The organism is Allobosea sp. FW305-C-101 (assembly GCF_058783685.1).
Map to the genome: position 1 here is coordinate 52,304 of NZ_JBYSYT010000002.1, position 26,039 is coordinate 78,342.

General features: G+C 67.3%; 28 protein-coding genes. 19 read left to right on the plus strand and 9 right to left on the minus strand.

Features of this window, described 5'->3' with window-relative positions; genetic code table 11:
• Positions 1–250 precede the first annotated feature (250 nt).
• The 5 genes from uvrC to AC3WMA_RS07705 all read left to right on the plus strand — a co-directional run bounded on the left by uvrC (position 251) and on the right by AC3WMA_RS07705 (position 4,974).
• Entirely contained in the window at positions 251–2,368 is a 2,118-nt protein-coding gene (uvrC, locus tag AC3WMA_RS07685) for an excinuclease ABC subunit UvrC (protein ID WP_492284815.1), read from the plus strand.
• A gap of 181 nt (positions 2,369–2,549) precedes the next feature.
• Positions 2,550–3,161, plus strand: a complete 612-nt coding sequence (gene pgsA, locus AC3WMA_RS07690; protein ID WP_257731334.1) for a CDP-diacylglycerol--glycerol-3-phosphate 3-phosphatidyltransferase — start codon at positions 2,550–2,552, stop codon at positions 3,159–3,161.
• Positions 3,158–3,451 carry a molybdopterin converting factor subunit 1 gene (gene moaD, locus AC3WMA_RS07695; RefSeq protein ID WP_492284816.1) on the plus strand — a complete coding sequence of 98 codons (294 nt, stop codon included), beginning with the start codon at positions 3,158–3,160 and terminating at the stop codon, positions 3,449–3,451. The genes pgsA and moaD overlap by 4 nt, the downstream gene beginning before the upstream one ends.
• Before the next feature lie 4 nt (positions 3,452–3,455).
• Positions 3,456–3,923, plus strand: coding sequence for a molybdenum cofactor biosynthesis protein MoaE (locus AC3WMA_RS07700; RefSeq protein ID WP_492284817.1), 468 nt, complete (start codon positions 3,456–3,458; stop codon positions 3,921–3,923).
• Positions 3,892–4,974, plus strand: a complete 1,083-nt coding sequence (locus AC3WMA_RS07705; protein WP_492284818.1) for a DUF1176 domain-containing protein — start codon at positions 3,892–3,894, stop codon at positions 4,972–4,974. Before AC3WMA_RS07700 ends, AC3WMA_RS07705 begins: the two co-directional genes overlap by 32 nt.
• A gap of 105 nt (positions 4,975–5,079) precedes the next feature.
• Here AC3WMA_RS07705 and AC3WMA_RS07710 read toward each other — a convergent pair whose 3' ends face one another.
• A complete protein-coding gene (locus tag AC3WMA_RS07710) occupies positions 5,080–5,967 on the minus strand; it encodes a branched-chain amino acid aminotransferase (protein WP_492284819.1) in 888 nt (295 codons plus the stop codon).
• 182 nt (positions 5,968–6,149) lie between these two features.
• On the opposite strand from AC3WMA_RS07710, the gene AC3WMA_RS07715 reads away from it, so the two are divergent.
• The 4 genes from AC3WMA_RS07715 (at position 6,150) to AC3WMA_RS07730 (ending at position 9,706) form a co-directional block, all read left to right on the plus strand.
• A complete protein-coding gene (locus AC3WMA_RS07715) occupies positions 6,150–6,653 on the plus strand; it encodes a MarR family winged helix-turn-helix transcriptional regulator (protein ID WP_492284820.1) in 504 nt (167 codons plus the stop codon).
• Between the two features lie 84 nt (positions 6,654–6,737).
• The gene (locus tag AC3WMA_RS07720) at positions 6,738–7,481 is read left to right on the plus strand and encodes a response regulator (protein WP_492284821.1); all 744 of its coding nucleotides are present in this window, start codon (positions 6,738–6,740) and stop codon (positions 7,479–7,481) included.
• A gap of 56 nt (positions 7,482–7,537) precedes the next feature.
• A complete protein-coding gene (locus AC3WMA_RS07725) occupies positions 7,538–8,935 on the plus strand; it encodes an ATP-binding protein (RefSeq protein ID WP_492286070.1) in 1,398 nt (465 codons plus the stop codon).
• A gap of 72 nt (positions 8,936–9,007) precedes the next feature.
• The gene (locus AC3WMA_RS07730; protein WP_492284822.1) at positions 9,008–9,706 is read left to right on the plus strand and encodes an alpha/beta hydrolase; all 699 of its coding nucleotides are present in this window, start codon (positions 9,008–9,010) and stop codon (positions 9,704–9,706) included.
• Here AC3WMA_RS07730 and AC3WMA_RS07735 read toward each other — a convergent pair.
• Entirely contained in the window at positions 9,678–10,604 is a 927-nt protein-coding gene (locus AC3WMA_RS07735) for a LysR family transcriptional regulator (protein ID WP_492284823.1), read from the minus strand. The genes AC3WMA_RS07730 and AC3WMA_RS07735 overlap by 29 nt on opposite strands.
• Before the next feature lie 98 nt (positions 10,605–10,702).
• Here AC3WMA_RS07735 and AC3WMA_RS07740 point away from each other — a divergent pair, with 98 nt between their 5' ends.
• Together AC3WMA_RS07740 and AC3WMA_RS07745 are read left to right on the plus strand one after the other, a co-directional pair.
• Positions 10,703–11,341, plus strand: a complete 639-nt coding sequence (locus AC3WMA_RS07740; protein WP_492284824.1) for a glutathione S-transferase — start codon at positions 10,703–10,705, stop codon at positions 11,339–11,341.
• On the plus strand, positions 11,331–12,257 hold the full coding sequence (locus AC3WMA_RS07745) for a pyridoxamine 5'-phosphate oxidase family protein (RefSeq protein ID WP_492284825.1): 927 nt from the start codon (positions 11,331–11,333) through the stop codon (positions 12,255–12,257). The genes AC3WMA_RS07740 and AC3WMA_RS07745 overlap by 11 nt, the downstream gene beginning before the upstream one ends.
• Here the strand turns inward: AC3WMA_RS07745 and AC3WMA_RS07750 are convergent.
• From AC3WMA_RS07750 to AC3WMA_RS07775, 6 genes are all read right to left on the minus strand, one after another.
• Complete coding sequence (locus AC3WMA_RS07750) at positions 12,254–12,613, minus strand: tRNA-binding protein (RefSeq protein ID WP_492284826.1); 360 nt, start codon at positions 12,611–12,613, stop codon at positions 12,254–12,256. The genes AC3WMA_RS07745 and AC3WMA_RS07750 overlap by 4 nt on opposite strands.
• Entirely contained in the window at positions 12,610–14,577 is a 1,968-nt protein-coding gene (locus tag AC3WMA_RS07755; RefSeq protein ID WP_492284827.1) for a methyl-accepting chemotaxis protein, read from the minus strand. The genes AC3WMA_RS07750 and AC3WMA_RS07755 overlap by 4 nt, the downstream gene beginning before the upstream one ends.
• A gap of 117 nt (positions 14,578–14,694) precedes the next feature.
• Complete coding sequence (locus tag AC3WMA_RS07760) at positions 14,695–15,429, minus strand: TetR/AcrR family transcriptional regulator (protein ID WP_492284828.1); 735 nt, start codon at positions 15,427–15,429, stop codon at positions 14,695–14,697.
• Between the two features lie 66 nt (positions 15,430–15,495).
• Positions 15,496–16,317, minus strand: a complete 822-nt coding sequence (gene proC / locus AC3WMA_RS07765) for a pyrroline-5-carboxylate reductase (RefSeq protein WP_492284829.1) — start codon at positions 16,315–16,317, stop codon at positions 15,496–15,498.
• Positions 16,318–16,434: 117 nt separating this feature from the next.
• Positions 16,435–16,941: a type III secretion system chaperone family protein gene (locus AC3WMA_RS07770; RefSeq protein ID WP_492284830.1), complete on the minus strand. Its 507-nt coding sequence runs from the start codon at positions 16,939–16,941 to the stop codon at positions 16,435–16,437.
• Between the two features lie 291 nt (positions 16,942–17,232).
• Positions 17,233–17,487 (minus strand): accessory factor UbiK family protein, encoded by a 255-nt coding sequence (locus AC3WMA_RS07775; RefSeq protein ID WP_492284831.1) that lies wholly within the window; start codon positions 17,485–17,487, stop codon positions 17,233–17,235.
• A 142-nt stretch (positions 17,488–17,629) separates the two neighbouring features.
• Here AC3WMA_RS07775 and AC3WMA_RS07780 point away from each other — a divergent pair, with 142 nt between their 5' ends.
• The 8 genes from AC3WMA_RS07780 to pth all read left to right on the plus strand — a co-directional run bounded on the left by AC3WMA_RS07780 (position 17,630) and on the right by pth (position 25,273).
• On the plus strand, positions 17,630–18,781 hold the full coding sequence (locus tag AC3WMA_RS07780) for a M24 family metallopeptidase (protein WP_492284832.1): 1,152 nt from the start codon (positions 17,630–17,632) through the stop codon (positions 18,779–18,781).
• A 61-nt stretch (positions 18,782–18,842) separates the two neighbouring features.
• Positions 18,843–19,403, plus strand: a complete 561-nt coding sequence (locus tag AC3WMA_RS07785) for a hypothetical protein (RefSeq protein WP_492284833.1) — start codon at positions 18,843–18,845, stop codon at positions 19,401–19,403.
• A gap of 197 nt (positions 19,404–19,600) precedes the next feature.
• A complete protein-coding gene (locus AC3WMA_RS07790; protein ID WP_492284834.1) occupies positions 19,601–20,545 on the plus strand; it encodes a ribose-phosphate pyrophosphokinase in 945 nt (314 codons plus the stop codon).
• A gap of 10 nt (positions 20,546–20,555) precedes the next feature.
• Positions 20,556–21,278 carry a 7-cyano-7-deazaguanine synthase QueC gene (queC, locus tag AC3WMA_RS07795; RefSeq protein WP_492284835.1) on the plus strand — a complete coding sequence of 241 codons (723 nt, stop codon included), beginning with the start codon at positions 20,556–20,558 and terminating at the stop codon, positions 21,276–21,278.
• On the plus strand, positions 21,275–21,838 hold the full coding sequence (locus AC3WMA_RS07800; RefSeq protein WP_257731316.1) for a VUT family protein: 564 nt from the start codon (positions 21,275–21,277) through the stop codon (positions 21,836–21,838). The genes queC and AC3WMA_RS07800 overlap by 4 nt, the downstream gene beginning before the upstream one ends.
• Positions 21,839–21,947: 109 nt before the next feature.
• Positions 21,948–23,801: a putative bifunctional diguanylate cyclase/phosphodiesterase gene (locus tag AC3WMA_RS07805; RefSeq protein ID WP_492284836.1), complete on the plus strand. Its 1,854-nt coding sequence runs from the start codon at positions 21,948–21,950 to the stop codon at positions 23,799–23,801.
• Positions 23,802–23,936: 135 nt separating this feature from the next.
• Positions 23,937–24,554: a 50S ribosomal protein L25/general stress protein Ctc gene (locus AC3WMA_RS07810; protein ID WP_492284837.1), complete on the plus strand. Its 618-nt coding sequence runs from the start codon at positions 23,937–23,939 to the stop codon at positions 24,552–24,554.
• Between the two features lie 104 nt (positions 24,555–24,658).
• Positions 24,659–25,273: an aminoacyl-tRNA hydrolase gene (pth, locus tag AC3WMA_RS07815; protein WP_492284838.1), complete on the plus strand. Its 615-nt coding sequence runs from the start codon at positions 24,659–24,661 to the stop codon at positions 25,271–25,273.
• Between the two features lie 135 nt (positions 25,274–25,408).
• Here pth and AC3WMA_RS07820 read toward each other — a convergent pair whose 3' ends face one another.
• A complete protein-coding gene (locus AC3WMA_RS07820; RefSeq protein WP_492284839.1) occupies positions 25,409–26,014 on the minus strand; it encodes a hypothetical protein in 606 nt (201 codons plus the stop codon).
• Positions 26,015–26,039: the final 25 nt, after the last annotated feature.

Genomic DNA, 26,039 nt, shown 5'->3' on the forward strand with positions numbered 1-26,039 from the left:
CCCCGATGTCAAATCGACAACGAAAAGGCGCCTTTGGGAAAACCAAAACGAGCATCGCGTCACGCAAGGAACAACGTTGGAGGAACGATCGTCAATAGCGGCTCGACATTTGGTTTTATCAGCTGGCGGATAGCGGCCAATTCGCGGGCAGGACAGCACCTCTCCTGACATGACGAAGCCGCTCCGGCATCCTACATGGAGACCGAGAAGACGCAGGCCCAAGACGCCGCAGGATAGAGTACGCAAGCGCATGAGTCGCGAACGCCAGGACGATCTGCCCCAGGACGAGTTCGAGGACGAGGAGGACACCCTCCCCGGCGCCGAGCCCGCGCTCGTCCTCGCGGAAGCCGCGCCCGGCGCGCTCAAGGCCGGCATCGAGGTCATCCAGCAATTCGCCAAGCACTTGCCGAACCGGCCCGGCGTCTACCGGATGTTCGATCGTGCCGGCGAGGTGCTCTATGTCGGCAAGGCCAAGAGCCTGAAGAATCGCGTGACCTCCTATGCCCGCGGCATGGCGCATACCAACGCCGTCGCCCGGATGATCGCCGAGACGGCGAACATGGAGTTCGTCACCACCGGCACCGAGACCGAGGCGCTGCTGCTCGAGTCGAACCTGATCAAGCAGCTCCGGCCGCGCTACAACGTGCTGCTGCGCGACGACAAGTCGTTCCCCTATATCCTGCTGACCGGCGACCATGACGCCCCCGCGATTCTGAAGCATCGCGGCTCGCGCCAGCGCAAGGGCGACTATTTCGGCCCCTTCGCCTCGGTCTGGGCGGTGACGCGCACCATCGACGCGCTGCAGAAGGCCTTCCTGATCCGCACCTGTGCGGATTCCTTCTATGAGAACCGCACCCGCCCCTGCCTGCTCTTCCAGATCAAGCGCTGCGCCGGCCCCTGCACCGGCGAAATCTCGATCCCCGAATACCAGGGGCTGGCCAGCCAGGCGCGCGACTTCCTCTCCGGCCGCTCCTCGGCCGTGAAACAGCTGCTCTCGGCACGGATGCAGGAAGCCGCCGAAGAACTCGAATTCGAGAAGGCGGCGCGCTATCGCGACCGCCTCGCCGCGCTTTCGGCCGTGCAGGCCGGGCAGGACATCAACACGCAGGGCGTCGAGGAGGCCGACGTCTTCGCCATCGACGAGCAGGCCGGGCAGTTCTGCGTCGAGATCTTCTTCTTCCGCAACCACCAGAACTGGGGCAACCGCGCCCTCTTCCCGCGCGCCGACCGCTCATTGACGCCGGCCGAGGTGCTCGCCTCCGTCGTTGCGCAGTTCTACGACGACAAGCCGCCGCCGCGCCTCGTGCTGCTCTCACACCCGGTCGAGGAGATCGAACTGATCGGGCAGGCGCTCTCGGCCCGTGCCGGCCGCAAGGTCGAGGTGGCCCATCCCAAGCGCGGCGAGCGTGCCGACCTGATGGCCCATGCCGTCAAGAACGCCCGCGAGGCGCTTTCGCGCAAGCTCGCCGACAATGCCGGCCAGAGCGCGCTGCTCGCCGCGCTCGGCGCTGCCTTCGGCATGGAGACCGCCCCGCGCCGGGTCGAGGTCTACGACAACTCGCATATCATGGGCACGAATGCGGTCGGCGGCATGATCGTCGCCGGCTCGGACGGTTTCGTGAAGAACCAGTACCGCACCTTCAACATCTCGACCGACACCATCGCCGGGGACGATTTCGGCATGATGCGCGAGGTGCTGACACGGCGGTTTGCCAAGCTGGCGAAGGAAGAAGGCATAACCCTCAGCCCTCATCCTGAGGAGGTCGCGTCAGCGACCGTCTCGAAGGATGCTCCAGAGGGCGACGGAGCCTCAGCGATCATCCTGCGAGACGCGCCTGAAGGCGCTCCCCAGGATGAGGGCTCGCGTGGGAAAAGCCGCAAGGTGGCGAAGCCACGGAAAGACGATGACGGCTTCCCCTCCCGTCCCGATCTCGTCATCGTCGACGGCGGCAAGGGCCAGTTCACCGCCGCGCTCAAGATCATGCAGGAGCTCGGCGCGGCCGACATCCCGCTCGTCGCCATCGCCAAGGGGGAGGATCGCAACGCCATGCGCGAGACCTTCCATATGGAGGGCCGCGAGCCCTTCAAGCTCCAGCCGCGCGACCCCGCGCTCTATTTCATCCAGCGCCTGCGCGACGAGGCGCATCGCTTCGCCATCGGCACCCACCGCGCCAAGCGCAAGCGCGAGACGATGAAGAACCCGCTCGACGAGATCCCCGGCATCGGGCCCTCACGCAAGCGGGCGCTGCTCTTGCACTTCGGCACCGTGAAGGCGATCCAGCGCGCCAAGCTCGACGACCTCATGCGCACGCCCGGCGTGAATGCCGCCACTGCCAAGGCTGTGCATGATTTCTTTCATGATGCGTAGAGCATCGCGCGAAAACGCGGAAAACCGGCGTTTCGCTGAAGCAATGCTCCATGACGTTGAAAGCGAGGCCGTTTTTCGCCTTCGGACGTCCCCGTTGAAAGACGACGCGGTCGCGAAGTTCTGCCACATTCACGCTGTTGCGTGTTGACGCTACTGCTGCCGCCTTGCTTTGGTGCATCTCGTGACGATTCTTCCAGACGCCATCAGGCGGCGCGGCCCCTGGTCGCTGCCCAACCTCCTCACCTACGGGCGGATCCTGGCGATCCCGGCCCTGGTGGCGATCCTGTTCTGGCCGCGCGACGACTGGATGCGCTGGCTCGCCCTGGGAATCTACACCGTCGCCGCCATCACCGATTATCTCGACGGCTACATCGCCCGCGCCTGGAGCCAGCAATCCGCGATCGGCCGCATGCTCGACCCGATCGCCGACAAGCTGCTCGTCGCCGCCCTGCTGCTGATGCTGGTCTATACCGGCCAGATCGAGGGCTGGACGCTCTGGGCCGCGATCGTGATCCTCTGCCGCGAGATCCTGGTCTCGGGCCTGCGGGAGTTCCTGGCCGATCTCAAGGTCAGCGTGCCCGTCAGCAAGGTCGCGAAGTGGAAGACGACGGCGCAGCTCTTCGCGCTCGGCTTCCTCATCGCTGGCCCGGCCGGCGACAAGGTCCTGCCCGGCAACACCACGATCGGCATCGTGCTGCTCTGGGCCGCGGCGGGCCTGACGATCTATACCGGCTGGGACTATTTCAACGCCGGCATCCGCCATCTCGTCGCGGAAGACGAGCGCGCGCCATGAGCACCGCAGCCGCCATGGCAGCGGCGGGCACGCGCCCGGTCCGCATCGTCTATTTCGCCTGGGTGCGCGAGCGCGTCGGACTGCCCGAGGAGACGCTCGACATCCCCGTCGATCTCGCCACCATCGCCGATCTCGTGCGCTGGCTGAAGGCGCGCGGCGAGGGCTACGAAGCCGCCTTCGCCGACGAGGCCGTCGTGCGGGCCGCGCTCGACCATGTCCATGCCAAGCCGCAGGCCCGGCTCGGCGCCGCCCGCGAGATCGCCTTCTTCCCGCCGATGACCGGCGGCTGAGGCCGTGACGTCCCCCCTCATCCGCATCCAGCGGGAAGATTTCTCGCTGCAAGACGAGATCGACGCGCTCTCGGCCGGCCGCGCCGATATCGGCGCCGTCGTCTCCTTCACCGGGCTATGCCGCGACGAAGCCGGCACGCTCGCCGCGCTCGAACTCGAGCACTACCCCGGCATGGCCGAGGCCGAGATCGCCCGCGTCGCGGCTGAAGCCTCCGCGCGCTGGCCATTGCTCGGCCTCGTCGCGATCCATCGCTACGGGCTAGTCAGGCCGGGCGAGCAGATCGTGCTGGTGCTGGCGGCTTCGGCCCATCGCCGCGCCGCGTTCGAGGCGGCCGATTTCATGATGGACTATCTCAAGACCCGCGCCCCGTTCTGGAAGCGCGAGCACCGCGCCGACGGCACGCTCGGCGGCTGGGTCGAAGCCAAGGCGGATGACGACGATGCGGCGGAACGCTGGAAACAGGATTCCTGACGGCTGGAAGGGCGCCGCGCTCGGCGCTGGCCTCGCTCTTGCGCCGGCCCTCGCTTTCGCAGCCGCACCGGAGCCGAAGACCTTCCGCGATTGGATGGCCGGCTGCGACAATCTCAAAAGCTGCACCGCTCTGTCGCTCCCGACTGAGGCGGCCGACCCGGTCGCTTACCTGCGCCTGGAGCGCTCGGCCGGACCGGACATGCCGGCCGAACTGACCCTGCGGCTGCGCGGCGACTGGAAGACCCCGCCCCGGTCGGTCCAGCTCAAGCTCGATGGCGCGCCCTTCCCTGCCGGCGGCAAGGCAATGCCGGCGGAAACCGATGGCGACATGCTGTCCCTGACCTTCAAACCGGCCGAGGTCACGGCGCTTGTCGAGGCTGCCCGCAAGGCCACGAAGCTCTCCATCGCCGCTCCGCAGGTGGCGGCCGAGGTTTCGCTATCGGGCGCGGTGGCGGCCCTGCTCTGGATCGACGAGCAGCAGGGGCGCCTCAACACGACCTCCGCCCTGATCCGCAAGGGCAGCGGCACGAACATACCCGCCGCCCCTGCCATGCCGGTCGTCATCGTGAAGCCCGCAAGCGCTGCGCTGTCGGAGAAGGACGGCAAGGCGCTCGCTGCCGCGCTGCGCAAGGAACTCAAGCAGCGCGACCCCGATGGCTGCGAGGACGACGAGACACTGATCAGCATCGACGAGGCCTGGACGCTCGACGGCACGCACAGCCTCGTTTCGCTGGCTTGCTCGCGCGGCGCCTACAATGTCTCGAATGCGTTCTGGATGATCGAGCGTGGCGACGCGAAGACGGCCAAACCGGTGGCCTTCGCGCAAGGCGACGGCGACGCGAAGAACACGCTGGTGAATGCCGAGTTCGACCCGAAGAGCGGCCGCATCACTTTCTTTGCCAAGGGACGCGGCATCGGCGATTGCGGCGCCGCGGGTGGCTATGCCTGGACCGGCAGCGCCTTCGTCCAGACCGATCTCAGCCTGATGGGCGAATGCCGCGGCATCGGCTCCGAGGACTGGATCACGCTGTATCGCAGCGAGATCAAGTAGGGAGCGTCATTCCCGGGCGGAGCCAAGCTCGGCCCGGGAATCTCATGACGAGAAGTCAATGATGTCCGAGATGCCCGGGTCGAGCCCGGGCATGACGGCAAGGGCTCACGCCGCTTTCGTCTGCGGGCGCACCGCGGCCGAGTAGTCTTCCATGATCACCTTGCCCATGTTGCCGGTGATGAAGTTGTACGGGCCGATCTCGGAGACCAGCGTCACCTCGGCGGCCGAGCCGGTGATGAAGCACTCGTTGAAGCTCTCCAGCTCCTCCGGACGGATGCGCCGCTCCACCACCTCGAAGCCGCGCTGGCGGCACAGGTCGATCACCGACTGGCGGGTGAGCCCGTTCAGAAAGCGGTCGGCCAGCGGCGTATGGATCACGCCGTCCTTGATGAAGAAGATATTGGCGCCGGTGCATTCGGCGACATTGCCTTCCCAGTCGAGCATCATCGCATCGGCATAGCCGCCGCGCTCGGCCTTGTGCTTGGAGAGCGAGCAGATCATGTAGAGGCCCGCCGCCTTGGCATGAACCGGCGCGCAGGCCGGGTCCGGCCGGCGGTAATCGGCAACGTCGAGGCGGATGCCCTTCAGCTTCGCCGCCATGTCGAACATGCTCGGCCACTCCCAGACCGCGATCGCGGTATGGATCGTGTTGTTGCGGCCGGACACCGCCATCATCTCCGAGCCGCGCCAGGCGACCGGGCGGATATAGGCGTCCTTCAGGCCGTTCTCCTTGAGGCAGAGGTACTTGGCCTCATCGAGCTCGGCGACCGAATAGGGGATCGTGAAATCCATGATCTCGGCCGACTTGTGCAGGCGCTGCGAATGCTCGGTGCTCTTGTAGATCACGCCGTCATAGGAGCGCTCGCCCTCGAAGATGCACGAGCCGTAATGCAGCCCATGGGTCAGTACGTGAATCTTCGCGTCCTTCCACGGCACGAGCTTGCCGTCGAACCAGATGACGCCATCGCGCTGGTCGAAAGGAATGACTGACATGGACCTTCTCCTGGGTGCTTGTTTCCGGAACTCCGGCACAGCCGTTTTCGGAACGCAAGCCTGTGTCTAAAGCTGCGCCGCAGCGATACGTTTTGAAATAATCGTTCGCTCAGCGCCCTTGACCGGTAATCTTCCGTCTGAGATATGTCAATAAGGCTGACCCAAATTTTTGGAAGCGCGTTTTGGTCCCATCTCCTTCCGACGCCGAAGACCTCCCGCTCAGGCCCTCTTCCGAGGCGGTCCCGCATGACCTGATCGAGCTGCTGTTCTTCGCCTATCGCGACTTCGTCGGCGACCCCGACCGCATCCTCGCCGATTACGGTTTCGGCCGCGCGCATCACCGCGTCCTGCACTTCGTCCAGCGCCGGCCGGGCCTGACCATCGCCGAGTTGCTCGACATCCTCCAGATCACCAAGCAGAGCCTCAATCGCGTGCTCAAGGAACTGGTCGAGAAGGGCTATATCGAGCAGCGCACCGGCCGGCAGGACAAGCGCCAGCGCCATCTCCACACCACGCCTTCGGGCCAGGACCTGGCGCTGCGCCTCGTCCGCCTCCAGGCCAAGCGCATCAATCGCGCGCTTGAAGGGGCAAGCCCCGAGACCGCCGCCATCGCCGCGCGCTACCTCGCCGCCCTGATCGATCCGGCTGAACGGCCGAAGGTGGAGCGACTTCTCGACAAGCCTTAGCGGCGACCGGCTCCCTACGTTATGCTATGGGAGCCCAGCACCGCGAGCGCGCCGGCTAAGACCGGCGCAGGAGAAAGGCGCGAGATGATCGCAACCGAGACCCTGGCGAAGCCGGCCCGCAAGCCCCTGCCTGACGAGGCCCCGCATATCCTTGTCGTCGACGACGACCGGCGCCTGCGCGAATTGCTTGGCCGGTTCCTCAGCGACAACGGCTACCGGGTGACGACGGCGGCCAATGCAGCGGAAGCCGACACGCGACTCGGCAATCTCGTCTTCGACGCGATCGTGCTCGACGTGATGATGCCCGGCGAGAACGGCTTCGACTTCGCCCGCCGCTTCCGTGGCGGCTCCGCCGTGCCGATCCTGATGCTGACCGCCCGCGCCGACGGCAAGGACCGCATCAACGGCCTCGAAATCGGCGTCGACGACTATCTCTCCAAGCCGTTCGAACCGCGCGAGTTGCTGCTGCGGCTCGGCAACATCCTGAAGCGCACGCTGGTCGTCGAGGCCGCGCAATCCGGCACACGGCCCGATTTCGTCCGCTTCGGCCCCTTCATCTACGGGCTGGCGCGCGGCGAATTGCGCAAGGGCGAGGAGACCATCCGCCTGACCGAACGCGAGCGCGAGATCCTGACCGCGCTGGCCGAGCGCGCCGGCGAGGTCGTGCCGCGCGAGGAACTGGCCGCGCAGGGCTCGGCCGCCAATGACCGCACCGTCGATGTCCAGATGAACCGCCTGCGCCGCAAGGTCGAGCGCGACCAGACCGATCCGCTCTATCTCCAGACTGTGCGCGGCGTCGGCTACAGGCTGGTGACGGACCGGACGTGACGCCGCTGCAACCCGGCAGGAAAGGCCCGTCCGCGCTGCGCTCCGCCGCACGTGCGCTGGCGCGCGCCTACGCCGGGCTGGAGCATGCGGTCGAAAGCCTCGGGAAGGCCGTGCGGCCAATCGTCAAGCGCATCGGCCGGCCCTTGCAGATCATAGCGCGCTATATGCCCAAGGGGCTCTACCCGCGCGCGCTGGTCATCGTCATCGCGCCGGTCGTGCTGCTGCAATCGGTCATCGCCTATGTTTTCATGGAGCGGCACTGGCAGACGGTGACGCAGCGCCTCTCCTCGGCGGTCTCCGCCGACATCGCCATGCTGATCGATGTCTACGAGAGCTACCCGCAGGATGCCGACACCACGACGCTGTCGCGCATCGCCGCCGAGCGGCTCGGCATGGACCTCGACATCATCCCCGATTCGGATCTGCCGGCGCCGGGCCCGCGCCCGTTCTTCTCGCTGCTCGACAACGCGCTCTCGACCGAGCTCAGCCAACAGGTCGCCCGCCCCTTCTGGCTCGACACGGTCGGCCGCTCCAGCCTGATCGAGATCCGCATCAAGCTCGGCAAGGACGTGATGCGCATCCTGACTCGGCGCAACTCCGCCTATGCCTCGAACAGCCATATCTTCCTGCTCTGGATGATCGGCACGTCGCTGATCCTGCTCACCATCGCGGTTTTGTTCCTGCGCAACCAGATCCGCCCGATCCTGAAGCTCGCCGATGCGGCGGAGGCTTTCGGCAAGGGGCGCGACGCCGATTTCCGGCCGCGTGGCGCCCGCGAGGTCCGCCGTGCCGGCAACGCCTTCATCGAGATGAAGCGCCGCGTCGAGCGCTCGATCGGCGAGCGCACGACGATGCTGAACGGCGTCAGCCACGACCTGCGCACCATCCTTACCCGCTTCAAGCTCTCGCTCGCCCTGATGGAGCGTTCCTGGGAAATCGAGGCGCTGGAGAAGGACGTCGACGAGATGAGCCGCATGCTCGAGGATTATCTCGCCTTCGCCCGTGGCGATGCCGGCGAGACCGCGATCGAGACCGATATCCGCTCGCTGCTGGAAGAGTTGAAATCCGATGCCGAGCGGCAGGGCCACCAGACCGAACTGACGGTGATCGGCGATCCGCTCGTCGTGATTCGCCCCGACGCCTTCCGCCGCCTGCTCACCAATCTCGTCTCGAACGCCGCCCGCTATGGCGACCGCATCGCGATTCGCGCGACCCATGACGCGCGCTACCTGATCGTGATGGTCGACGATGACGGCCCCGGCATCCCGCCCGACCAGCGTGAGGACGTCTTCCGCCCCTTCTTCCGGCTCGACGAGGCTCGCAATGTCGATGGCGGCGGCACGGGTCTCGGCCTCGCCATCGCGCGCGACATCGCCCGCGCCCATGGCGGCGACATCATGCTCGCCGATTCACCGCTCGGCGGCCTGCGGGCGACAGTGCGGTTACCGGTCTAGAGCCGCGCGGTTTCGCTCGACAGCCGCGAAAGTCGAGCGCTAGTCTCCTGCTGACGCAAGGGGAGGCCGGGCATGCGGTTCCTGAGACGATCTCTGGCTTTCCTCGCAGCGGCCCTGCTGCTGACGGCATCGGCAGCCCAGGCCGAGGAGGTCGTCGATCTCGGCAACGGCTTCGTCGGCAACGGCCGGGCGCTGCTCAACAAGCCGGCCGGCAAGGCACGCGCCGGGCTCGTGCTTCTCACGGGCGGCGACGGCAATATCGGCATCGGCTCCGACGGCAGCGTCGCGCGTGGCGGCAACTGGATCGTGCGCACCCGGGGCGCATATGCCCGCAGCGGCATTGCCAGCATCACGCTCGATGCCGGCGCCGACCCGGCCAAGGCCGTGGAATACATGCGCGGCATCGCACCCCGCGTGGTGGTGGTGGCGATGAGCCGGGGCGCCCTCAAGGTCGCCGATACGCTATCGGCACGGCCGGACGGGGTCGTCTTCGCCTCCTCCATTCTGGACGGCGCGCGCGGCATGATCGGCGATCCCGGGCGGCTGCCGCCGACGCTGATCATCCACCATCGGCAGGACAGCTGCCGCCTGACGCTGCCGGACTCGGCCGTCACCTTCCAGCAATGGACCGGCGGCAAGGCACGCCTGATCTGGATCGACGGCGGCAGCTCGACAGGCGATCCCTGCCAGGCCCGCGCCTATCACGGCTTCATCGGTCGCGAGGGTCAGGTCGTCGCCGCCATCACGAGCTTTGCGGGCGCGCTGCGCTAGCCGAGGCACCGATCGGGGCAAGCTCCGGCAGTCGCGCCACCGCATGATCGATGAAGGCGCGCACCCGCGGTGCCGGCTGTCGACCACCCGGCACCACGAGCTGGACCGGCAAGGGCGGCGGCTCGAATTCAGGCAACAACCGCACCAACGTTCCCGCAGCGAGATCGTCCGCCGCCTGATAGGACAGCACCCGCGCCAGCCCACGCCCGGCCCGCGCCGCGATCAGCACCGACTCCACCTCGTTGACGATCAGGCGCGGCGTCAGGACGACGGCGCTTCCCGAACGCGGCCCGCCGAAGCGCCAGGTCAGCGTCTGGTTGGCAGCGACGCTCGCGATGGTCTCATGCGCGGAGATATCGGCCGGGCGCCGCAAGGGCGGGCAATTCGCGAGATAGGACGGCGCCGCGACGAGGATGCGCCGGACCTCCCCGACCTTCCGCATCAGCAGGCCGGAATTCGGCAGCGGCCCGATCCTGACTGCGAGCTGCAGATCTTCCTCGATCAGGTCGAGATTGCGGTCCGCCAGCACGAGCTCGACCTGCACCTGCGGGTAGCGATCGAGGAACTCGCTCACCAACGGCGTGACATGCCGCCGACCGAAGGAGAGCGGCGCCGTGATGCGCAACAGGCCGCTCACCGGCTCGGCCGCAGCAACGCCCAGCGCAGCCTCATAATCGGCGAGCAACCGCCGGGCCGTTGCTGCAAGTTCCCGGCCGGCATCGTTCGGCGTCAGGCGCCGCGTCGTCCGCGCGATCAATTGCGTCCCAACCCGCTCCTCCAGCCCGGCAAGAGCCCGCGTCACAGCCGGGCGCGACTTCCGCAAACGCCGTGCCGCGCCGGCCAGGCTGCCGGCATCGACGATCGCGACGAAAATCGCCAGCTCCTCGATCCGGTCCATCGCATCGTTCCGGAAATTGAAATTCTAAGTTCAACCGATAGCAGATTTCGGCATTCTTGCGAAACGATCATGATGCCCCGCAAATCAGGAGCATTGCCATGCCGTCGCCAGAGATCATCCTCCACGGAACGCCTCTTTCAGGTCACGCCCATCGCGTCGAGTTGCTGCTGCTCGCGCTCGGCCTGCCCTATCGCAACGAGCCGGCCCCGGCTGATGTCCGGCGGGGCGAGGCCTTCCGCAAGCTCAACCCGCTCGGCCAGATTCCCGTGCTGCAGGATGGCGACCTCACCTTCGCCGACAGCAATGCGATCATGGTCTATCTGGTCCGGCGCTATGCCCCGGACAGCGCATGGTTGCCGCTCGATCCGGTCGGCGCCGCCCATGTCCAGCGCTGGCTCTCGATCGCCGCTGGCGAGGTCATGCACGGCCCCTCCATCGCCCGCCTCGTCACCCAGTTCGGCCTGAAGGACGACAAGGCCCGCGCGCAGCGGATCGCCGCCCGGCTGCTGACGTTCATGGAAGAGCATCTCATGACACGCGACTATCTTGCGGCCTCCCAGCCGACGATCGCCGATCTCGCCTGCTATTCCTATGTCGCGCATGCGCCGGAAGGCGGTATCTCGCTGAAGCCCTATCCGGCCGTGCGCCGCTGGCTCGCTCGCGTCGAGGCCCTGCCCTTCTTCAAGCCGATCCCGCCTTCGCCCCTGCCGCCGGAGCTCGACGACGATGCTGCCTGACGGCCCCTTCCATGCCGGCGAGCTGGCCGCGCAGGCGCTGGCCGGCGTCGCCTCGCGCGGCGCTGGCATCCGGAGCTTCATGCCGGATCAGCACCGCATCTTCTTCGGACAGTTGCCCTGGCTCTTCGCCGGCATGCTCGACCGGGACGGCTGGCCCTTGGCGACGGCGCTGGCCGCTTCTCCCGGTTTCGTGGAAAGCCCGACCCCAACTGCGTTGACGATCGCGGCCCTGCCCTCGAAGGATGATCCGGCCTTTGACGCGTTCCAGCCGGGCAGCCCCATCGGCCTGCTGGGCCTCGAACTGGAAACCCGCCGCCGCAATCGCGCCAATGGCCGGGTCGGGATCGTTACTACAGACGGCGTTACCGTCGAAATCGAGCAGAGCTTCGGCAATTGCGCGAAGTACATCCAAGTCCGCAATCGGGTTCAGGATGGAAAGGAACTCGCCTCGCCAGCCACCAGCCTGTCAGGCCTGAATGCGGAGGCGCGCGCGCTGATCGCGGGAGCCGACACGCTCTTCATCGCCAGCGCCGCGGCGCTTGAGGCCGAGACCGGCGGCGTCGACATCTCGCATCGCGGCGGCCGGCCCGGGTTCGTCCGCATCGATGGCGACACGCTCACCATCCCCGACTTCGCCGGCAACAACTACTTCAACACCTTCGGCAATCTGCTGCGGGAGCCGCGCGCCGCGCTGCTCTTCGTCGATTTCGCGACGGGCACGCTGCTGCAATTGCAGGGCGAGGCGGAGATCGTCTGGCAGGGGCCGGAGCTGGCGCAACTCGATGGCGCCGAACGCTTGTGGCGCTTTCATGTGAAGCGCGGCTGGCGCCGGCCCAGCGCGCTCCGCTTGCGCTGGTCGGCACCGGAATTCGCGCCGACCACCTTGGAGACCGGCCTGTGGCCGGTGGCCGCCTAGAAAAGCCTGCCGCCGATCGGGACTTCATGCCCCGGCCCGATCAGGACGACTTCACCCTCGGCATCGGGGATGCCCAGCGTCAGCACCTCGGACATGAACTTGCCGATCTGGCGCGGCGGGAAATTCACCACCGCGAGGACCTGCCGGCCGGGAAGCTCTTCCGGCCGGTAGTGCTTCGTGATCTGCGCCGAGGATTTCTTGCGGCCGATCGTGCCGCCGAAATCGATCACGAGCTTGATCGACGGCTTGCGCGCCTCAGGATAAGGCTCGGCCTCGACGATCGTTCCGACACGGATGTCGACCTTCAGGAAATCGTCGAAGCCGATCTGTGCGGCCGGGGCGGAAGGCTCGCTCAAAACTCCGCCCAACCGTCGTCGCGGGCACCGGTCTTGGGCGCCGCAGCAGCGCCGTTAACGGCCTTGGCGCGCGGAACCGCCGGGCGCGGCGCCGCAGCGACGGCCGCCCGCATGGTCTGCGAGATCGCCTTGAGCCGGGCGACGTCGCCGCCGAGCTGGAAGCGCGCGACCAGCGAGGAGAGCCGGTCGGCTTCCTGCGACAGCGAATGCGCGGCGGCGGTCGACTGCTCGGCCATCGCGGCGTTCTGCTGCGTCGCCTGGTCCATCTCGCCGACGGCGGAGTTGACCTCCTGGAGGCCCGAGGCCTGCTCCTGCGCAGCGCCCGCGATCTCGGCGACCAGCGTGGTGACGCGCGTGATCTCGGAGGCCATGCGCTGGAGCGCGCCGCCGGTCTGGCCGACCAGCGTAACGCCCTTCTCGACCTCGATGGTCGAGGCGTCGATCAGGGTCTTGATCTCCTTGGCGGCGGAGGCGGAGCGCTGCGCCAGAGCCCGCACCTCGGAGGCGACGACGGCGAAGCCCTTGCCGGCGTCGCCGGCGCGTGCCGCCTCGACCGAGGCGTTGAGCGCGAGCAGGTTGGTCTGGAAGGCGATCTCGTCGATGACGCCGACGATCTGCGAGATTTCCTGCGCGGACTTCTCGATGCCGCCCATCGCCGTCACCGCATCGCGAACGATGCTGGTCGACTGCTCGGCCTCGGTCTTGACCTGCTCCGTCGCCTGGTTGGCGAGACGGGCGCTCTCGGCGGTCTGGCGGACGGTGGCGGTGAGTTCGTCCAGCGCGGTGGCGGTCTCCTCGACGGAGGAGGCCTGCTGCTCGGTGCGGCTGGCGAGATCGTCGGCCGCCTGGCTGATCTCGGTCGAGCCCGCCTTCATGCTCTCGGTATTGGTCGCGATCTGCCGCATCGCGTCCTGCAGCTTGGCGATGGCGCCGTTGAAGTCGTCCTTCAGCTTGACGTACTCGGCGGTGAAATTGTCCTCGATCCGGTAGGTCAGGTCGCCATCCGAGAGATGCTCCAAGCCCTGGCCCAGCGCATGGACCACATCGGCCTGCACGCGGGCATGCTCGGCGCGATCGGCCTCGTTGCGACGGCGCTCGCCATCGGCGGCGTGGCGGTGGCCAGTGGCCTCCTCCTCCATGCGGATCTTGTCGGCCTCCATCGCCTCCTTGGCGAGGGCGGCGTCGCGGAAGACGACGAGCGTGCGTGCCATCGCGCCGATCTCGTCGGGCCGCTCCTGATGCGCGATCGGGGTGTCGAGCTGGCCGGCAGCCAGGCCTTCCATCGACCCGCGCACGGAGTGCAGCATGCCGGAAGCGCGGCGGCTGAGCACGATCACGAGGCCGAGCATGATGAGGCCGAGCGGCACCAGAACCTTGGCGACGCCGCCGACCATGCCCATGAACGCCGCATCGACGTCATGGACATGCAGGCCGGAGCCGACCACCCACTGCCATTGCGGAATGCCGATGATGTAGGAGATCTTGAGCGAAGGCTCCTTGTCGCCGGGCTTGAGCCAGCCATAGTCGACGAAGCCCTCGGTCTTCGCCTTGGCCAGCGAAATCATATCCTGGACGAAGAACTTGCCGTCCGCGTCCTTGAGCGGCTTCATGTCCGTCGACTGGATCTTCTTGTTCGCGTGCAGGACGCTGATGCCGTCGTAATTGATCAGGAAGTAATAGTTCCCGCTGTCGAAGCGCGCGCTGTCGAGCGCAGCCATCGCCAGCTTCTTGGCCTCGTCTTCCTTCAGCTCGCCGCTCTGGACGCGCGCCAGATAGCCTTTGACCGTCGTCGCGGCCGACTCGACGGCGTTCTTCATCTCCGCCCGCTTGAGCGTGATCATCTCGTTGCGGGCTGCGTTAAGCGTATAGCCGACGCTGCCGACGGCGATCAGCACGGCCAAGGCGGCGATCAGGCCGAAGGAACGGCTGATCGAGAGGGTAGCAAGCTTCCGGGTGAACGACATTCGCGTATCCTGCGCGGATGGGGATTCCCCTCATTCGCGCAAAATGGCTAAGGCACGCTTAACGTTGACCCGATTTCGCCACATTTCGTCGCAGGCAGCGCGAGGCTGCCTCCGCGCTCAGATCGCCGGCGCGTAATCCTCGTTATCCTCGCCGCGCTCCGACGCCCGCTCGCGCCGACGCCCCTTCAAGGGACGCCCCGAGCAGATCGCGCGCGCCAGCCCGCGGAACGGCGCCGTCAGCCGGTGTACGTCCTCGACACGGGCCATGATGCGCCCGGCCGTCTTCAACTCGCGGTCGAGCCGCGCCATGGTCTTCGACAGCTCCGGCTCGTCATCGTCGAGCCAGGCCTCGGAGACCCGCGCCATCAGCAGCACCGCACCCTGCACCCGCAGGTGCCCAAGCGCGTCCTCGGTCGGGATGCCGGCCGAGGCGAGCATGTAGCGCCAGGAATTGACCGCGCCGCGATTGAGCGCCGCCAGCGCCAGCGGATCGCGGCGAATGACCGGCGCGATCTTGCGCAGGCCGGCCTTGTAGGGCGCCATCGCATCGAGCCGGCGCATCACGAGGTCGAACAGCCGCTCCGTGACCGGCTCGCCGGCCAAGTCGTCCGAGGCATTGGCGAGGACAGCATCGTCGACGATGCGGGTCACGCCGCCCAGCATCGCAAGCTTGGACGGGAACAGCCCGCGCAACTGCGCCAGCGTCAGCCCGGCCTCGGTCGCGATATCCGGCAGCTCGATCTGATCCCAGGGCCGCTCCGTGGCGAGCTTCATCAAGGCATCGACCGCGCGACGGCGCGGATCGACCGCTGGCGCGGCCTCGGACTGGGTGGAAACGGGTTTGCGGGCCATGGGACAGCTCCTCTCGCTTCGCGTCGAGAGGAGGTTAGGCCGCTATCGTGGCGGGTGGAAGGCGGTTCAGCCCGAAAGCTCGCCGGCGCGACGTTTGGCAGCAGCCACGGCCTTGCGCATGAGCGGCTTCATGCCGTCCTCGGCCATCAGCACCTCGAGCGCCGCAGCGGTGGTGCCGCCGGGTGAGGTCACGTTCTGGCGTAGCGTGCCGGGCGGCAGCGGCGACTGGAACAGCAATTCGCCCGCGCCTTCCACGGTCGCCCGCGCCAGCCGCTCGGCGACATCGGCCGGCAGGCCGGCATCCTTGCCCGCCGCAGCGAGGCATTCGACGAGATGGAAGACATAGGCAGGGCCCGAACCCGATACGGCGGTCACCGCATCGATCAGCCTCTCGTCGTCGAGCCATTCGACCTTGCCGATGCTGCCGAGCAGAGCGTCAGCGGTGGCGCGCTGGGCGGCGCTGACGCCCTTACCGGGCGCGGCTGCGGTGGCGCCGCGCTGCACGGCCGCCGGCAGGTTCGGCATGGCGCGGATGATCGCGCCGGCATTGGGCAGGCGCGCCGCGAGATCGCCCAGCGTCTTGCCGGCGAGGATCGAGATCAGCAGCGTCCTGGGATGGATGAAGGCCTGCACGGCTGGAGCCGCCGTGTCGAGCATCTGCGGCTTGGTCGCCAGCACGACGACATCGGCGGCGGGAATCTCCTTGGCCGAAGGGTTGACCCTCATGCCCTTCTCATTGGCGAGCGCGACCATCTCATCCGACGGCTTGGGATCGATCAGGCTGATGCCCTTCGGATCGATACCGATGCGCAGCCAGCCCTCCAGCATGGCCCCGCCCATCTTGCCCGCGCCGATGAGAACGAGCGATTGCGGCAGGGAAGCGGTCATGGCGGTTCTCATCGCTTGAAGACAGGGCACGCGCCCGGACTTGCTCCCGGGCAGCACAGGACCAGAGCCCGCAAGGGCTGACCAGGTCAAGCCCGGTCAAGGCGGCGGCGCGGCGGCTCACGCCTCGCCGACCGTCTCCAGGATCGCGCCTTCCATGCCTTCCTTCGCGGTCTTGCCGGCCCAGACGACGAACTGGAAAGCCTGATAGTAGCGCTCACAGGCTTCGACGGCGGCCTTGACCAGCGCGATCGCCTGCTCTTCGGTCGGCTCGGCCCCGCCGGAGAGCAGCAGGGCGTGGCGGTACATCACCACGCTTTCGCTGCTCCAGAGGTCGAAATGGCCGAGCCAGAGCTGCTCGTTGACGAGGCTGACGAGCTGCAGCACCTCGCCGCGCCGCCGCTCCGGCACCTTGAGGTCGAAGGCGCAGGCGATATGCAGCGCCTCCACCTCGGCGAGCCAGGTGACCGCGACCTGGTATTCCGACCAGCCGCCGGTGACGGCAACGGAGAGTTCGTCCTCGCTGTCGCGATCGAACGCCCAGTCATTGAGCGCGGCGAGGCGTTCGAACAGGTCGAGAGGATTGGAAGGCCGATCCAGCTCGGCATCCATATCGAGGTCCATCATGCCCTAGGGTCCACCTTCCGGATGCTGGCGCATCCGGCGCGTTCGAGAAGAGGAACACGGCGACTGGAAAGCCGAAGGAACGCAACACACCTCCGGAACCCCTCATACGGAGGCGTTCCCATCCGGCGCGGCAGGATGAATCCGCCCGACGAATCAATTCTTTCCACCGACGATAGCGCAGGCGCTGTGACGCTCCCAACACGGCGCCAAGCTCCGCGGATTCGGCCGGCGGGCTCAATCCCCTGGAAGGGCTGTCCACAGCACATGGCTGTGGACATGACTTCAGGGCAGTCAGGCCTTGCCGAGCTTCTCCTCTAGCGCCTGCAGCCGCGCGGCGAGCTTGTCGTTCTCCTCGCGGGCGATCAGCGCCATCTCGCGCCCCGCCTCGAACTCTTCGCGGGTGACGACGTCGAGATCGCGCAGCAGCCGCTCGATCTGGGTCTTCACCACGGTCTCGACCTCGCGCCGCACGCCCTGCGCCGCGCCGGCGGCATCGGTGGCAAGACGGGCGATATCGTCGAGGATGCGGTTGCCGGGGTTCACCATGGTTCTCTCCCTTCGGGATGAAGCTCTCTGGTGAACAGCCTATAGGCAGCCTGCGCTGAGCCCGCAATTGCGACCCGATGTCGGGCTTGCCCGCGCGTCGTCGGCGCGCTCACATGGGCGACCGCTCCGGAGGACTTGCGCCATGGCCCTGCATTTCACGCCAGCCGAATTCGCCCGCCGCCGCGAAGCCCTGCTGGCGGCGATGCAGAAGGACCGCCTCGACGCACTCTTCCTGTTCCAGCAGGAATCGATGTTCTGGCTGACCGGCTACGACACCTTCGGCTTCTGTTTCTTCCAGTGCCTCGTCGTCAAAGCCGACGGCAGCATGGCGCTGCTGACCCGCTCCGCCGATCTCAGGCAGGCCCAGCAGACCTCGAACCTCTCCGATATTCGCATCTGGAAGGACGGCCGCAACGCCGATCCCACAGTCAACCTGCTCGCGCTGAGCCGCGATCTCGGGCTTGCCGGGAAGCGCATCGGCGTGGAGTTCGAATCCTACGGCCTCGTCGCCTCGAACTATCGCAAGCTCGAAGCCCGCTTCTCCGGACAGGTCGAACTCACCGACGCCTCGTTGATCGTGACCCGCCTGCGCGCCGTGAAATCGGCGGAAGAGATCGCCTATGTCCGGCGCGCCGCCGTGCTCGCCGATGCAGCCGACCGCGCGGCGCTCGACGCGATCCGGGCCGGCGCCGACGAAGGCGAGATCCTCGCCGCCCAGCACAATGCGATCTTCGCGGGCGGCGGCGACTATCCCGCCAACGAGTTCATCATCGGCTCCGGCCGCGATGCCCTGCTCTGCCGCTACAAGTCCGGCCGGCGCCGGCTAGACGCCAACGACCAGATCACGCTCGAATTCGCCGGCACCGACCGGCACTATCACGTCGCCGCCATGCGCACCGTCGTCATCGGCGAGCCGCGTCCTCTCCACCGCCCCTATCACGCCGCCGCCCGCGACGCGCTCCTCGCCTGCGAGGCCGAATTGAAGCCCGGGCGCACCGCAGGCGACGTCTTCGCCGCCCATGCCCGCGTCTTCGACGAGCACGGCCTCGCCCAGCACCGGCTCAATGCCTGCGGCTATTCGCTGGGCGCCAAGTTCACCCCGTCCTGGATGGACTGGCCGATGTTCTACGAGGCGAATGATTGGCCGATCGTGCCGGGCATGGTGATGTTCGCCCATATGATCCTGATGGATTCCGCCAGCGAAACCGCGATGTGCCTGGGCCGGACCTATCTGGTCGGAGAAGGCGGTGCGGAGGCGCTCAACCTGCCCGATCTGGACCTCGTCATCCGTTGAGCTTAGTAAGGGCGCGCAGGGAATCTCGAAGCAGTCCACAGCCCAAAGGGCGGGAGGCGTCATGATCAACCGTTTTAGCGGCCTCGCTTTGGGGCCGGTTTTCGCGCTGGCGCTCGCCGGCTGCCAGGAAACCACCCAGACCGCGGCCCGCCCGCGCGTCGACGCGCCCGGCGTCCCGGTCTCGGTCCAGAGCATCTCCGGCGCACCGGAAAACGTCACCACCAGCTTCGCCGGCCTGCTCGGCGAGGCGGCGGCCGAGCGCAAGATGGAGATCGTTCCCGGCAACAAGCCGGCGCGCTTCCGCGTCAAGGGCTATCTCACGGCCCAGCCGACCGAGGACGGCCAGACCTCGCTCGCTTTCGTCTGGGATGTCTATGATTCGACCAAGCAGCGCGCCCAGCGCGTGCAGGGCGAGAGCATCGGCAAGCGCAGCGGCGGTTCCGATCCGTGGGCCGGCATCGACCAGACGATCGTCGCCAAGGCCGCCTCCGACTCGATGGACGCGATCGCCGGCTTCCTCGTCACCGCGCCGGGCGTCGAGACGCTCACGGTCAACGACAAGGCAGCGAAACCCGCGAGGGCGGGCACCCGGGTCGCCGCGACCAGCGACAAGAAGAGCTGAGCCGACAGGCGCAGCCCGCCTCATGGCGACGCTGCGGCAGTGGTTTCCGGGTCACGGCGCGTCGCCCTGCGCTTTTTGACCACCGATATTGCACTGCAACGGTCGACTCCATCCGACCGCGCTGTTAAGAGCCGTTCGAATTGAGCCGGCAATGCCGGCCCTCCCTGCTCAGCCTTACTGCAACGGTGCGCTACGGCATGGCCTCCCACTTCAAAGTCGTCGCCGGCAACTCCAATCGTCCGCTGGCCGAGGCGATCTGCCACCATCTCAGCATCCCGCTCGCCAAGGCCTCAGTCCGGCGTTTCGCCGACATGGAGGTCTTCGTCGAGATCCAGGAGAACGTGCGCGGCCAGGATGTCTTCATCATCCAGTCGACCTCGTTCCCGACCAACGACCATCTGATGGAGCTGCTGATCATCACCGATGCCTTGCGCCGCTCCTCGGCGCGCCGCATCACGGCGGTGATCCCCTATTTCGGCTATGCCCGTCAGGACCGGCGCGCCTCGGGCCGCACCCCGATCTCGGCCAAGCTCGTCTCCAACCTGATCACCCATGCCGGCGTCGACCGCGTGCTGACGCTCGATCTCCATGCCGGCCAGATCCAGGGCTTCTTCGACATCCCGACCGACAACCTGTTCGGCGCCCCGCTGATGGCGCGCGACATCAAGGACCGGCTGGAATGGAAGAACGCCATGGTCGTCTCGCCGGACGTCGGCGGCGTGGTCCGCGCGCGCGCGCTCGCCAAGCGCATCGATGCCCCGCTCGCCATCGTCGACAAGCGCCGTGACCGGCCGGGCGAGTCCGAGGTCATGAACATCATCGGCTCGGTCGAGGGCCGTTCCTGCATCCTGATCGACGACATCGTCGATTCCGGCGGCACGCTGGTGAACGCGGCCGATGCGCTGCTCGAGCAGGGCGCCAAGGAAGTCTTCGCCTATATCACCCATGGCGTGCTCTCCGGCGGCGCGGTCGCCCGCATCGCCGGCTCCAAGCTCAAGGAGCTGGTCATCACCGACTCGATCATGCCGACCGAGGCCGTGAAGGTCGCGCGCAATATCCGCGTCATCTCCATCGCCGGCCTGATGGGCGAGGCGATCGAGCGCACGGCGAGCGAGACCAGCGTGTCGAGCCTGTTCGACTGAGAGGTTCGGCTTGGGCAACTCACGCGCCCTCGTCCTGTTCTCCGGCGGCCAGGACTCCACCACGACGCTCGCCTGGGCGCTCGACCGCTTCGACGCGGTCGAGACGATCGGCTTCGACTACGGCCAGCGCCATCGCATCGAGATGGAATGCCGCGAGACGATCCGCGCCAAGCTGCCGGGCCTGTCCGCCCGCTATGCCGAGCGCCTCGGCCCCGACCATGTCGTCGATCTCAAGGCGCTGGGAGCGATCTCCGAGACCGCGCTCACCCGCGAGACCGAGATCGCCTTTGCGGAGACCGGCCTGCCGACGACCTTCGTGCCCGGCCGCAACCTGATCTTCCTGACCTTTGCCGCAGCGCTGGCCTATCGCCGCGACCTCAAGCACATCGTGCTCGGCGTCTGCGAGACCGACTATTCCGGCTATCCCGACTGCCGCGACGACACGATCAAGGCGATGCAGGTCGCGCTTGGCCTCGGCCTCGATCGCAGGCTCGTGCTGCACACGCCACTGATGTGGCGCGACAAGGCGCAGACCTTCGCGCTGGCACGCACCATAGGAGGGCAGGCCCTTCTCGACCTCGTGATCGAGGACAGCCATAGCTGCTATCTCGGCGACAGGACGACCCGGCATGACTGGGGTTACGGCTGCGGCCATTGCCCGGCATGCGATTTGCGATCAAAAGGCTTCGCGGCCTATCTCGAAGCCCCCGACGATACTGGACTTATTCCATGACCCGTGACCGCCAGCGCCAGACGGAGGGCTTCATTGCCCTGGCCCTGTTCGCCCTGACCATTCCGGCCGCCAACTGGCTGATCGGCAATGCCGGCGCGGTCTGCGTGCCGAATGGTCCCTGCCTCGTCCCGGTTTGGCCCGGCATCATGGCGCCGAGCGGCGTCCTGATGGTCGGCCTCGCGCTCGTGCTGCGCGATATCGTCCAGCGCCGCCTCGGCCCGCTCGCCGGCCTCGGTGCCATCGCGGTCGGCACGCTGATCTCGGCCATGCTCGCCCCGCCCGCCATCGTGCTCGCCTCGGTCGCGGCCTTCCTGCTCTCGGAGCTGGCCGATTTCGCGGTCTATACGCCGCTGCAGCGCCGGCGCTTCGTCACGGCCGTCTTCGCCTCGAGCGTGATCGGCCTCGTCGTCGACAGCCTCGTCTTCCTGCATCTCGCCTTCGGCAGCCTCGACTTCCTCGCCGGCCAGATCATCGGCAAGGCCTGGATGGTACTGCTCGCCCTGCCGCTGATGCATCTGCTGCGCCGACGCGACGAGAGGCTGGGCCTCGTGGCCGCCTGAGAACCGGAAAGCGCGGCGCCGCATAAACTTTGCAGCCGCGCCTCAATCTGACCTTAAGGCATTTACGGTAGGGAACGGGTTCTTCGGCGAGCACTCAGTCGGATAATCCGTGATCAGACCTTCGGGCCGCCTGCAGGCTCTTCAGAACGATATTCTTGAAGATATCGCGCGCGGCGAACCCCTGGTCGCCTGCATGGAGCGGCTGTGCCATCGTGCCGAGGCGATCTCGCCCGGCGTGATCTGCTCCGTCGTCACCGTCGACGACCAGGGTTGTCTGCAGCCCCTCGCCTCTCCCAGCCTGCCGTCCCATTATGTGAGTTGCATCAAGGGATTGCCTGTTGGACCCAATGTCGGCTCCTGCGGAACCGCGGTCTTCCGCGGGGAGCCCGTCGAAGTCACCGATATCGCCACCGATCCGCTCTGGGCGCCCTATACCGGGCTTGCCCTGCCGCTCGGCCTGCGCGCCTGCTGGTCGACGCCGATCAAGGCCCGTGACGGCCGCGTCGTCGGCGCCTTCGCCTTCTATTTCAACCGCCCCCGTCGCGCCCAGTTGCTCGAACGCCAGATCGTCGCGACCTGCGTCCATCTCTGCGCCATCGCCATCGAGCATGACGAGGTCCGCACCCGTAATCACCGCCACGCCTATTTCGACACGCTGACCGGCCTGCCGAACCGCAGCCAGTTCAACGGCGCCATTGCCGAGATGAGCGCCGCCGGCCGCCGCTACGGGCTGATGCTGATCGACATCGACCATCTCAAGCTGGTCAACGATACGCTCGGCCACGCCGCCGGAGACGCCCTGATCGCCGAGGTCGGCGCGCGGCTCGGCACGGCGCTCGCCGGCTGCCTGACCTGCCGGATCGGCGGCGACGAATTCGCCGTCCTGATCCCGGATTGCGAGGGGCCGGCGCGGATGCGCTCCCTCGCCTCGGCCGCCACGGCCGCGATGGCTCTCCCCCTCGACCATGACGGCCACAGCGTCGTTCCGAGCATCACCATCGGCGGCGCCATCGCCGGCGAAGACGGGCTCGACAGCGTCACGCTGCGGCAGAATGCCGATCTCGCGCTCTACCACGCCAAGGAAACCCGGCGCGGGCGCTATGTCCGCTTCCGCAGGCGCCTGCGCAGCGCGATGATGCAGCGCATCCGCGTGCGCCGCGACGTCGATGGCGCACTCGGCGATGAACGCATCATTCCCTATTACCAGCCGGTCATCCGCCTCGACACGACCGAGGTCGTCGGCGTCGAGGCCCTCGCCCGGATGCGTCTCGACGATGGCCGCATCGTCACCGCCGGTGAATTCCAGGACGCGCTCCGCGACCCCAAGATCGCCCACCGCACGACCACCCAGATGCTGACGGCAGTTGCCGCCGACATGGCGGAGTGGCGGGCGAGCGGCCTCAATTTCCAGCATGTCGCGGTCAATGTCACCTCGGCCGACTTCCAGAAGGGCGACCTGGTGCAGCGCGCCAACCGCATCCTGGAGAAGGCCGGCGTCCCGATGCAGCACCTCGTGGTCGAGGTCACCGAGCAGGTCTTCATGGGCGGCCGCAAGGACGGCGTCGCGCGCACCATGGAGGCTTTGCGCGCCTGCGGTTCGCCGGTCGCGCTCGACGATTTCGGCACTGGCTTCGCCTCGCTCACCCATCTGCTCGATTTCCCGATCGACATCATCAAGATCGATCGCTCCTTCGTCGGCTCGATCGATAGCGGCGCCCGCAGCGAGATCATCATCGAGGCGCTGCTGACGATGACCCGTCGCCTCGGCATGAAGATCGTCGCCGAGGGCATCGAGCGACAGGCACAGGCCGAGCGACTCACCGAATTGGGCTGCCTCCTCGGCCAGGGCTATCTGTATTCGCCACCGGTTCCGGCCTCGGTCATCCGCGAATGGCTGCTGCGCTTCGCCCAGCCGGCGCAGGCGACGCCCCCCGCCGAAGGCAAGGTCGCGAACGCAGCCTGAGCCGGGCTTGAGATCGCGGCGATTTTCGCCTATGAGCACCCCTGCGTTCGGCTGACACCCTTGGAGGCTCTGAACGCACCAGCCCAATGGCCGCCACGAGGCGGCCTTGTCATTTACAAGTCAAGGACATCCAACATGACCGCCGTGAAGCAAATCGAGGCTTCGGCGCGCGCACAGGTCGGCAAGGGGGCCGCTCGTGCTGTTCGCCGCCAGGGCCAGACGCCTGCCGTGATCTATGGTGGGGGCGCTGCTCCCGAAGCCATCGCGCTCGACGCCAACAAGACCCGCCAGCTGATTTTCGGCGGCCACTTCCTGACCACGATCTTCGAGATCACCGTCGCCGGTAAGAAGCAGCGCGTCATTCCGCGCGATTACCAGCTCGACCCGGTCAAGGATTTCCCGATCCATGTCGACTTCCTGCGCGTCGCCAAGGGCCAGACCGTCACGGTCCAGGTTCCGGTGCACGTCGTCGGTCAGGATAAGAGCCCGGGCGTCAAGGCCGGCGGCCTCGTCCAGATCGTCGAGCACGCGCTCGACGTCACCGTCGAGCCCGACAGCATTCCGGAGTCGATCGACGTTTCGGTCGCCGGTCTGAACATCGGCGACTCCGTCCATGCCGACGCGATCAAGCTCCCGGCCGGCGCCAAGCTCTCGGTCGGCGCTGACGCCACGATCGTCACGGTCTCCGCGCCGACCGTCGAGGCCGAGCCGGCCGCCGACGCTGCCGAAGCTTCGACCGAAGCCAAGGCCTGATGAAACGGCGCCAGCCGGCGCCGCTTCCGTCTGGAACGCTCACGAGACGGCCGGGTCAGCCCGGCCGTTTTGCTATGTATCGATAAGCCTGCCGGAGTCCCGCCATGCTGATCTTCGCCGGCCTCGGCAATCCCGGCGCGCGCTATGCCCGCAACCGGCACAATATCGGCTTCATGGCCGTCGACGAGATCGCGCGCCTGCATCGCGCCTCGCCCTGGCGCGCCCGCTTCCAGGCCGAGGCTTGCGAGGCGACGATCGGCACTGAGAAGGTCATCCTGCTCAAGCCGCAGACCTACATGAACGAGTCGGGCCGTTCGATCGGCGAGGCCGCGCGCTTCTTCAAGATCGCGCCCGCCGATGTCGTCGTCTTCCATGACGAGCTCGACCTCGCACCCGCCAAGCTGCGCGTGAAGCTCGGCGGCGGCAATGCCGGCCATAACGGCCTGCGCTCGACCACGGCGGCCATCGGCAACGACTATCGCCGCGTGCGGATGGGCATCGGCCATCCCGGCGACAAGGCGCTGGTCCACGCCTATGTGCTCAACGATTTCGGCAAGCCGGAGCAGCCCTGGGTCGATGACCTCTGCACGGCCTGCGCCGACCACGCCGCCCTGCTCGCGGCCCATGACGACACCGGCTTCCAGAACAAGGTCCATCTCTTCATGGATGCGCGCGGCCACGCCGCCGTGAAGCGCCTCGGCGAAAAGAGCGACGACTGATTTTCCCTGATAAGAAAACGTGGGTCATCCCGGACGGAGCGCAGCGGAGATCCGGGATCCATGCTTGAGCTTTGATCGGAAGCGCTCCGGAATGGATCTCGGGTCAAGCCCGGGATGACACCGGTGGTTCCAGAGCTATAACGGCAGCTTCGCTCCCGCCTTCGCCACCGTGACGCGGCTCGTGCTGTAGCTGCCATCGGCCTGCCGGCTCGCCGTCATCGCGACCTGCGCGCCGGGCTTGAGTTCGCTCGCCTCGGCAGGCGCCGCCATCAGGATCGTCGCTTCCGGCGTGATCGCGACCTTCTGCTCGCCGCCCGGATAGCTCAGCACGAGATTGGCGCCGTCGACCCGCGAGACCGTCTCCGCCACCGTCGCATTGGTCATCGTCGCATCGGGCAGCACGCCCCAGGGCCGGTGCCCCTCGCCCGTGCCGCGCATCGCCTCCGGGAAGATCACGACCTGTACGGCGAGCAGCGTGCCGTCAGCCTGAGGTTTCGCGCCGACGCCGATGAAACTGCCCTTGGCGATATCCGAGGTCTTCGCCGCGACCATGCCGCCGACGGAGAAGCCCGGCGCCAGCGCGACCTTGATCTCCCGGCCGTCCGCGGCCTTCAGCTCCAGAGTCGCTCCTTCCATGCGCTCGACCGTGCCGCGCAACCGCGTTCCCGGTGCCTGAGCGGCGGCCATACCGCCGACGAGAGCAAAGACCGACAGGGCGAGCGCGAGGCGAATGCGGTTCATGGCGAGGCTCCGAACGATGCGGGCA

Excerpts from the sequence above, each read along its gene's own strand:
- uvrC (WP_492284815.1), top strand. The coding sequence starts at position 251 with ATGAGTCGCGAACGCCAGGACGATCTGCCCCAGGACGAGTTCGAGGAC.
- moaD (WP_492284816.1), top strand. The coding sequence starts at position 3,158 with ATGAGCACCGCAGCCGCCATGGCAGCGGCGGGCACGCGCCCGGTCCGC.
- AC3WMA_RS07705 (WP_492284818.1), top strand. The coding sequence starts at position 3,892 with ATGCGGCGGAACGCTGGAAACAGGATTCCTGACGGCTGGAAGGGCGCC.
- AC3WMA_RS07710 (WP_492284819.1), bottom strand. The coding sequence starts at position 5,967 with ATGTCAGTCATTCCTTTCGACCAGCGCGATGGCGTCATCTGGTTCGAC.
- AC3WMA_RS07720 (WP_492284821.1), top strand. The coding sequence starts at position 6,738 with ATGATCGCAACCGAGACCCTGGCGAAGCCGGCCCGCAAGCCCCTGCCT.
- AC3WMA_RS07730 (WP_492284822.1), top strand. The coding sequence starts at position 9,008 with ATGCGGTTCCTGAGACGATCTCTGGCTTTCCTCGCAGCGGCCCTGCTG.
- AC3WMA_RS07735 (WP_492284823.1), bottom strand. The coding sequence starts at position 10,604 with ATGGACCGGATCGAGGAGCTGGCGATTTTCGTCGCGATCGTCGATGCC.
- AC3WMA_RS07740 (WP_492284824.1), top strand. The coding sequence starts at position 10,703 with ATGCCGTCGCCAGAGATCATCCTCCACGGAACGCCTCTTTCAGGTCAC.
- AC3WMA_RS07745 (WP_492284825.1), top strand. The coding sequence starts at position 11,331 with ATGCTGCCTGACGGCCCCTTCCATGCCGGCGAGCTGGCCGCGCAGGCG.
- AC3WMA_RS07755 (WP_492284827.1), bottom strand. The coding sequence starts at position 14,577 with ATGTCGTTCACCCGGAAGCTTGCTACCCTCTCGATCAGCCGTTCCTTC.
- AC3WMA_RS07760 (WP_492284828.1), bottom strand. The coding sequence starts at position 15,429 with ATGGCCCGCAAACCCGTTTCCACCCAGTCCGAGGCCGCGCCAGCGGTC.
- proC (WP_492284829.1), bottom strand. The coding sequence starts at position 16,317 with ATGACCGCTTCCCTGCCGCAATCGCTCGTTCTCATCGGCGCGGGCAAG.
- AC3WMA_RS07770 (WP_492284830.1), bottom strand. The coding sequence starts at position 16,941 with ATGATGGACCTCGATATGGATGCCGAGCTGGATCGGCCTTCCAATCCT.
- AC3WMA_RS07775 (WP_492284831.1), bottom strand. The coding sequence starts at position 17,487 with ATGGTGAACCCCGGCAACCGCATCCTCGACGATATCGCCCGTCTTGCC.
- AC3WMA_RS07780 (WP_492284832.1), top strand. The coding sequence starts at position 17,630 with ATGGCCCTGCATTTCACGCCAGCCGAATTCGCCCGCCGCCGCGAAGCC.
- AC3WMA_RS07785 (WP_492284833.1), top strand. The coding sequence starts at position 18,843 with ATGATCAACCGTTTTAGCGGCCTCGCTTTGGGGCCGGTTTTCGCGCTG.
- AC3WMA_RS07790 (WP_492284834.1), top strand. The coding sequence starts at position 19,601 with ATGGCCTCCCACTTCAAAGTCGTCGCCGGCAACTCCAATCGTCCGCTG.
- AC3WMA_RS07800 (WP_257731316.1), top strand. The coding sequence starts at position 21,275 with ATGACCCGTGACCGCCAGCGCCAGACGGAGGGCTTCATTGCCCTGGCC.
- AC3WMA_RS07810 (WP_492284837.1), top strand. The coding sequence starts at position 23,937 with ATGACCGCCGTGAAGCAAATCGAGGCTTCGGCGCGCGCACAGGTCGGC.
- pth (WP_492284838.1), top strand. The coding sequence starts at position 24,659 with ATGCTGATCTTCGCCGGCCTCGGCAATCCCGGCGCGCGCTATGCCCGC.
- AC3WMA_RS07820 (WP_492284839.1), bottom strand. The coding sequence starts at position 26,014 with ATGAACCGCATTCGCCTCGCGCTCGCCCTGTCGGTCTTTGCTCTCGTC.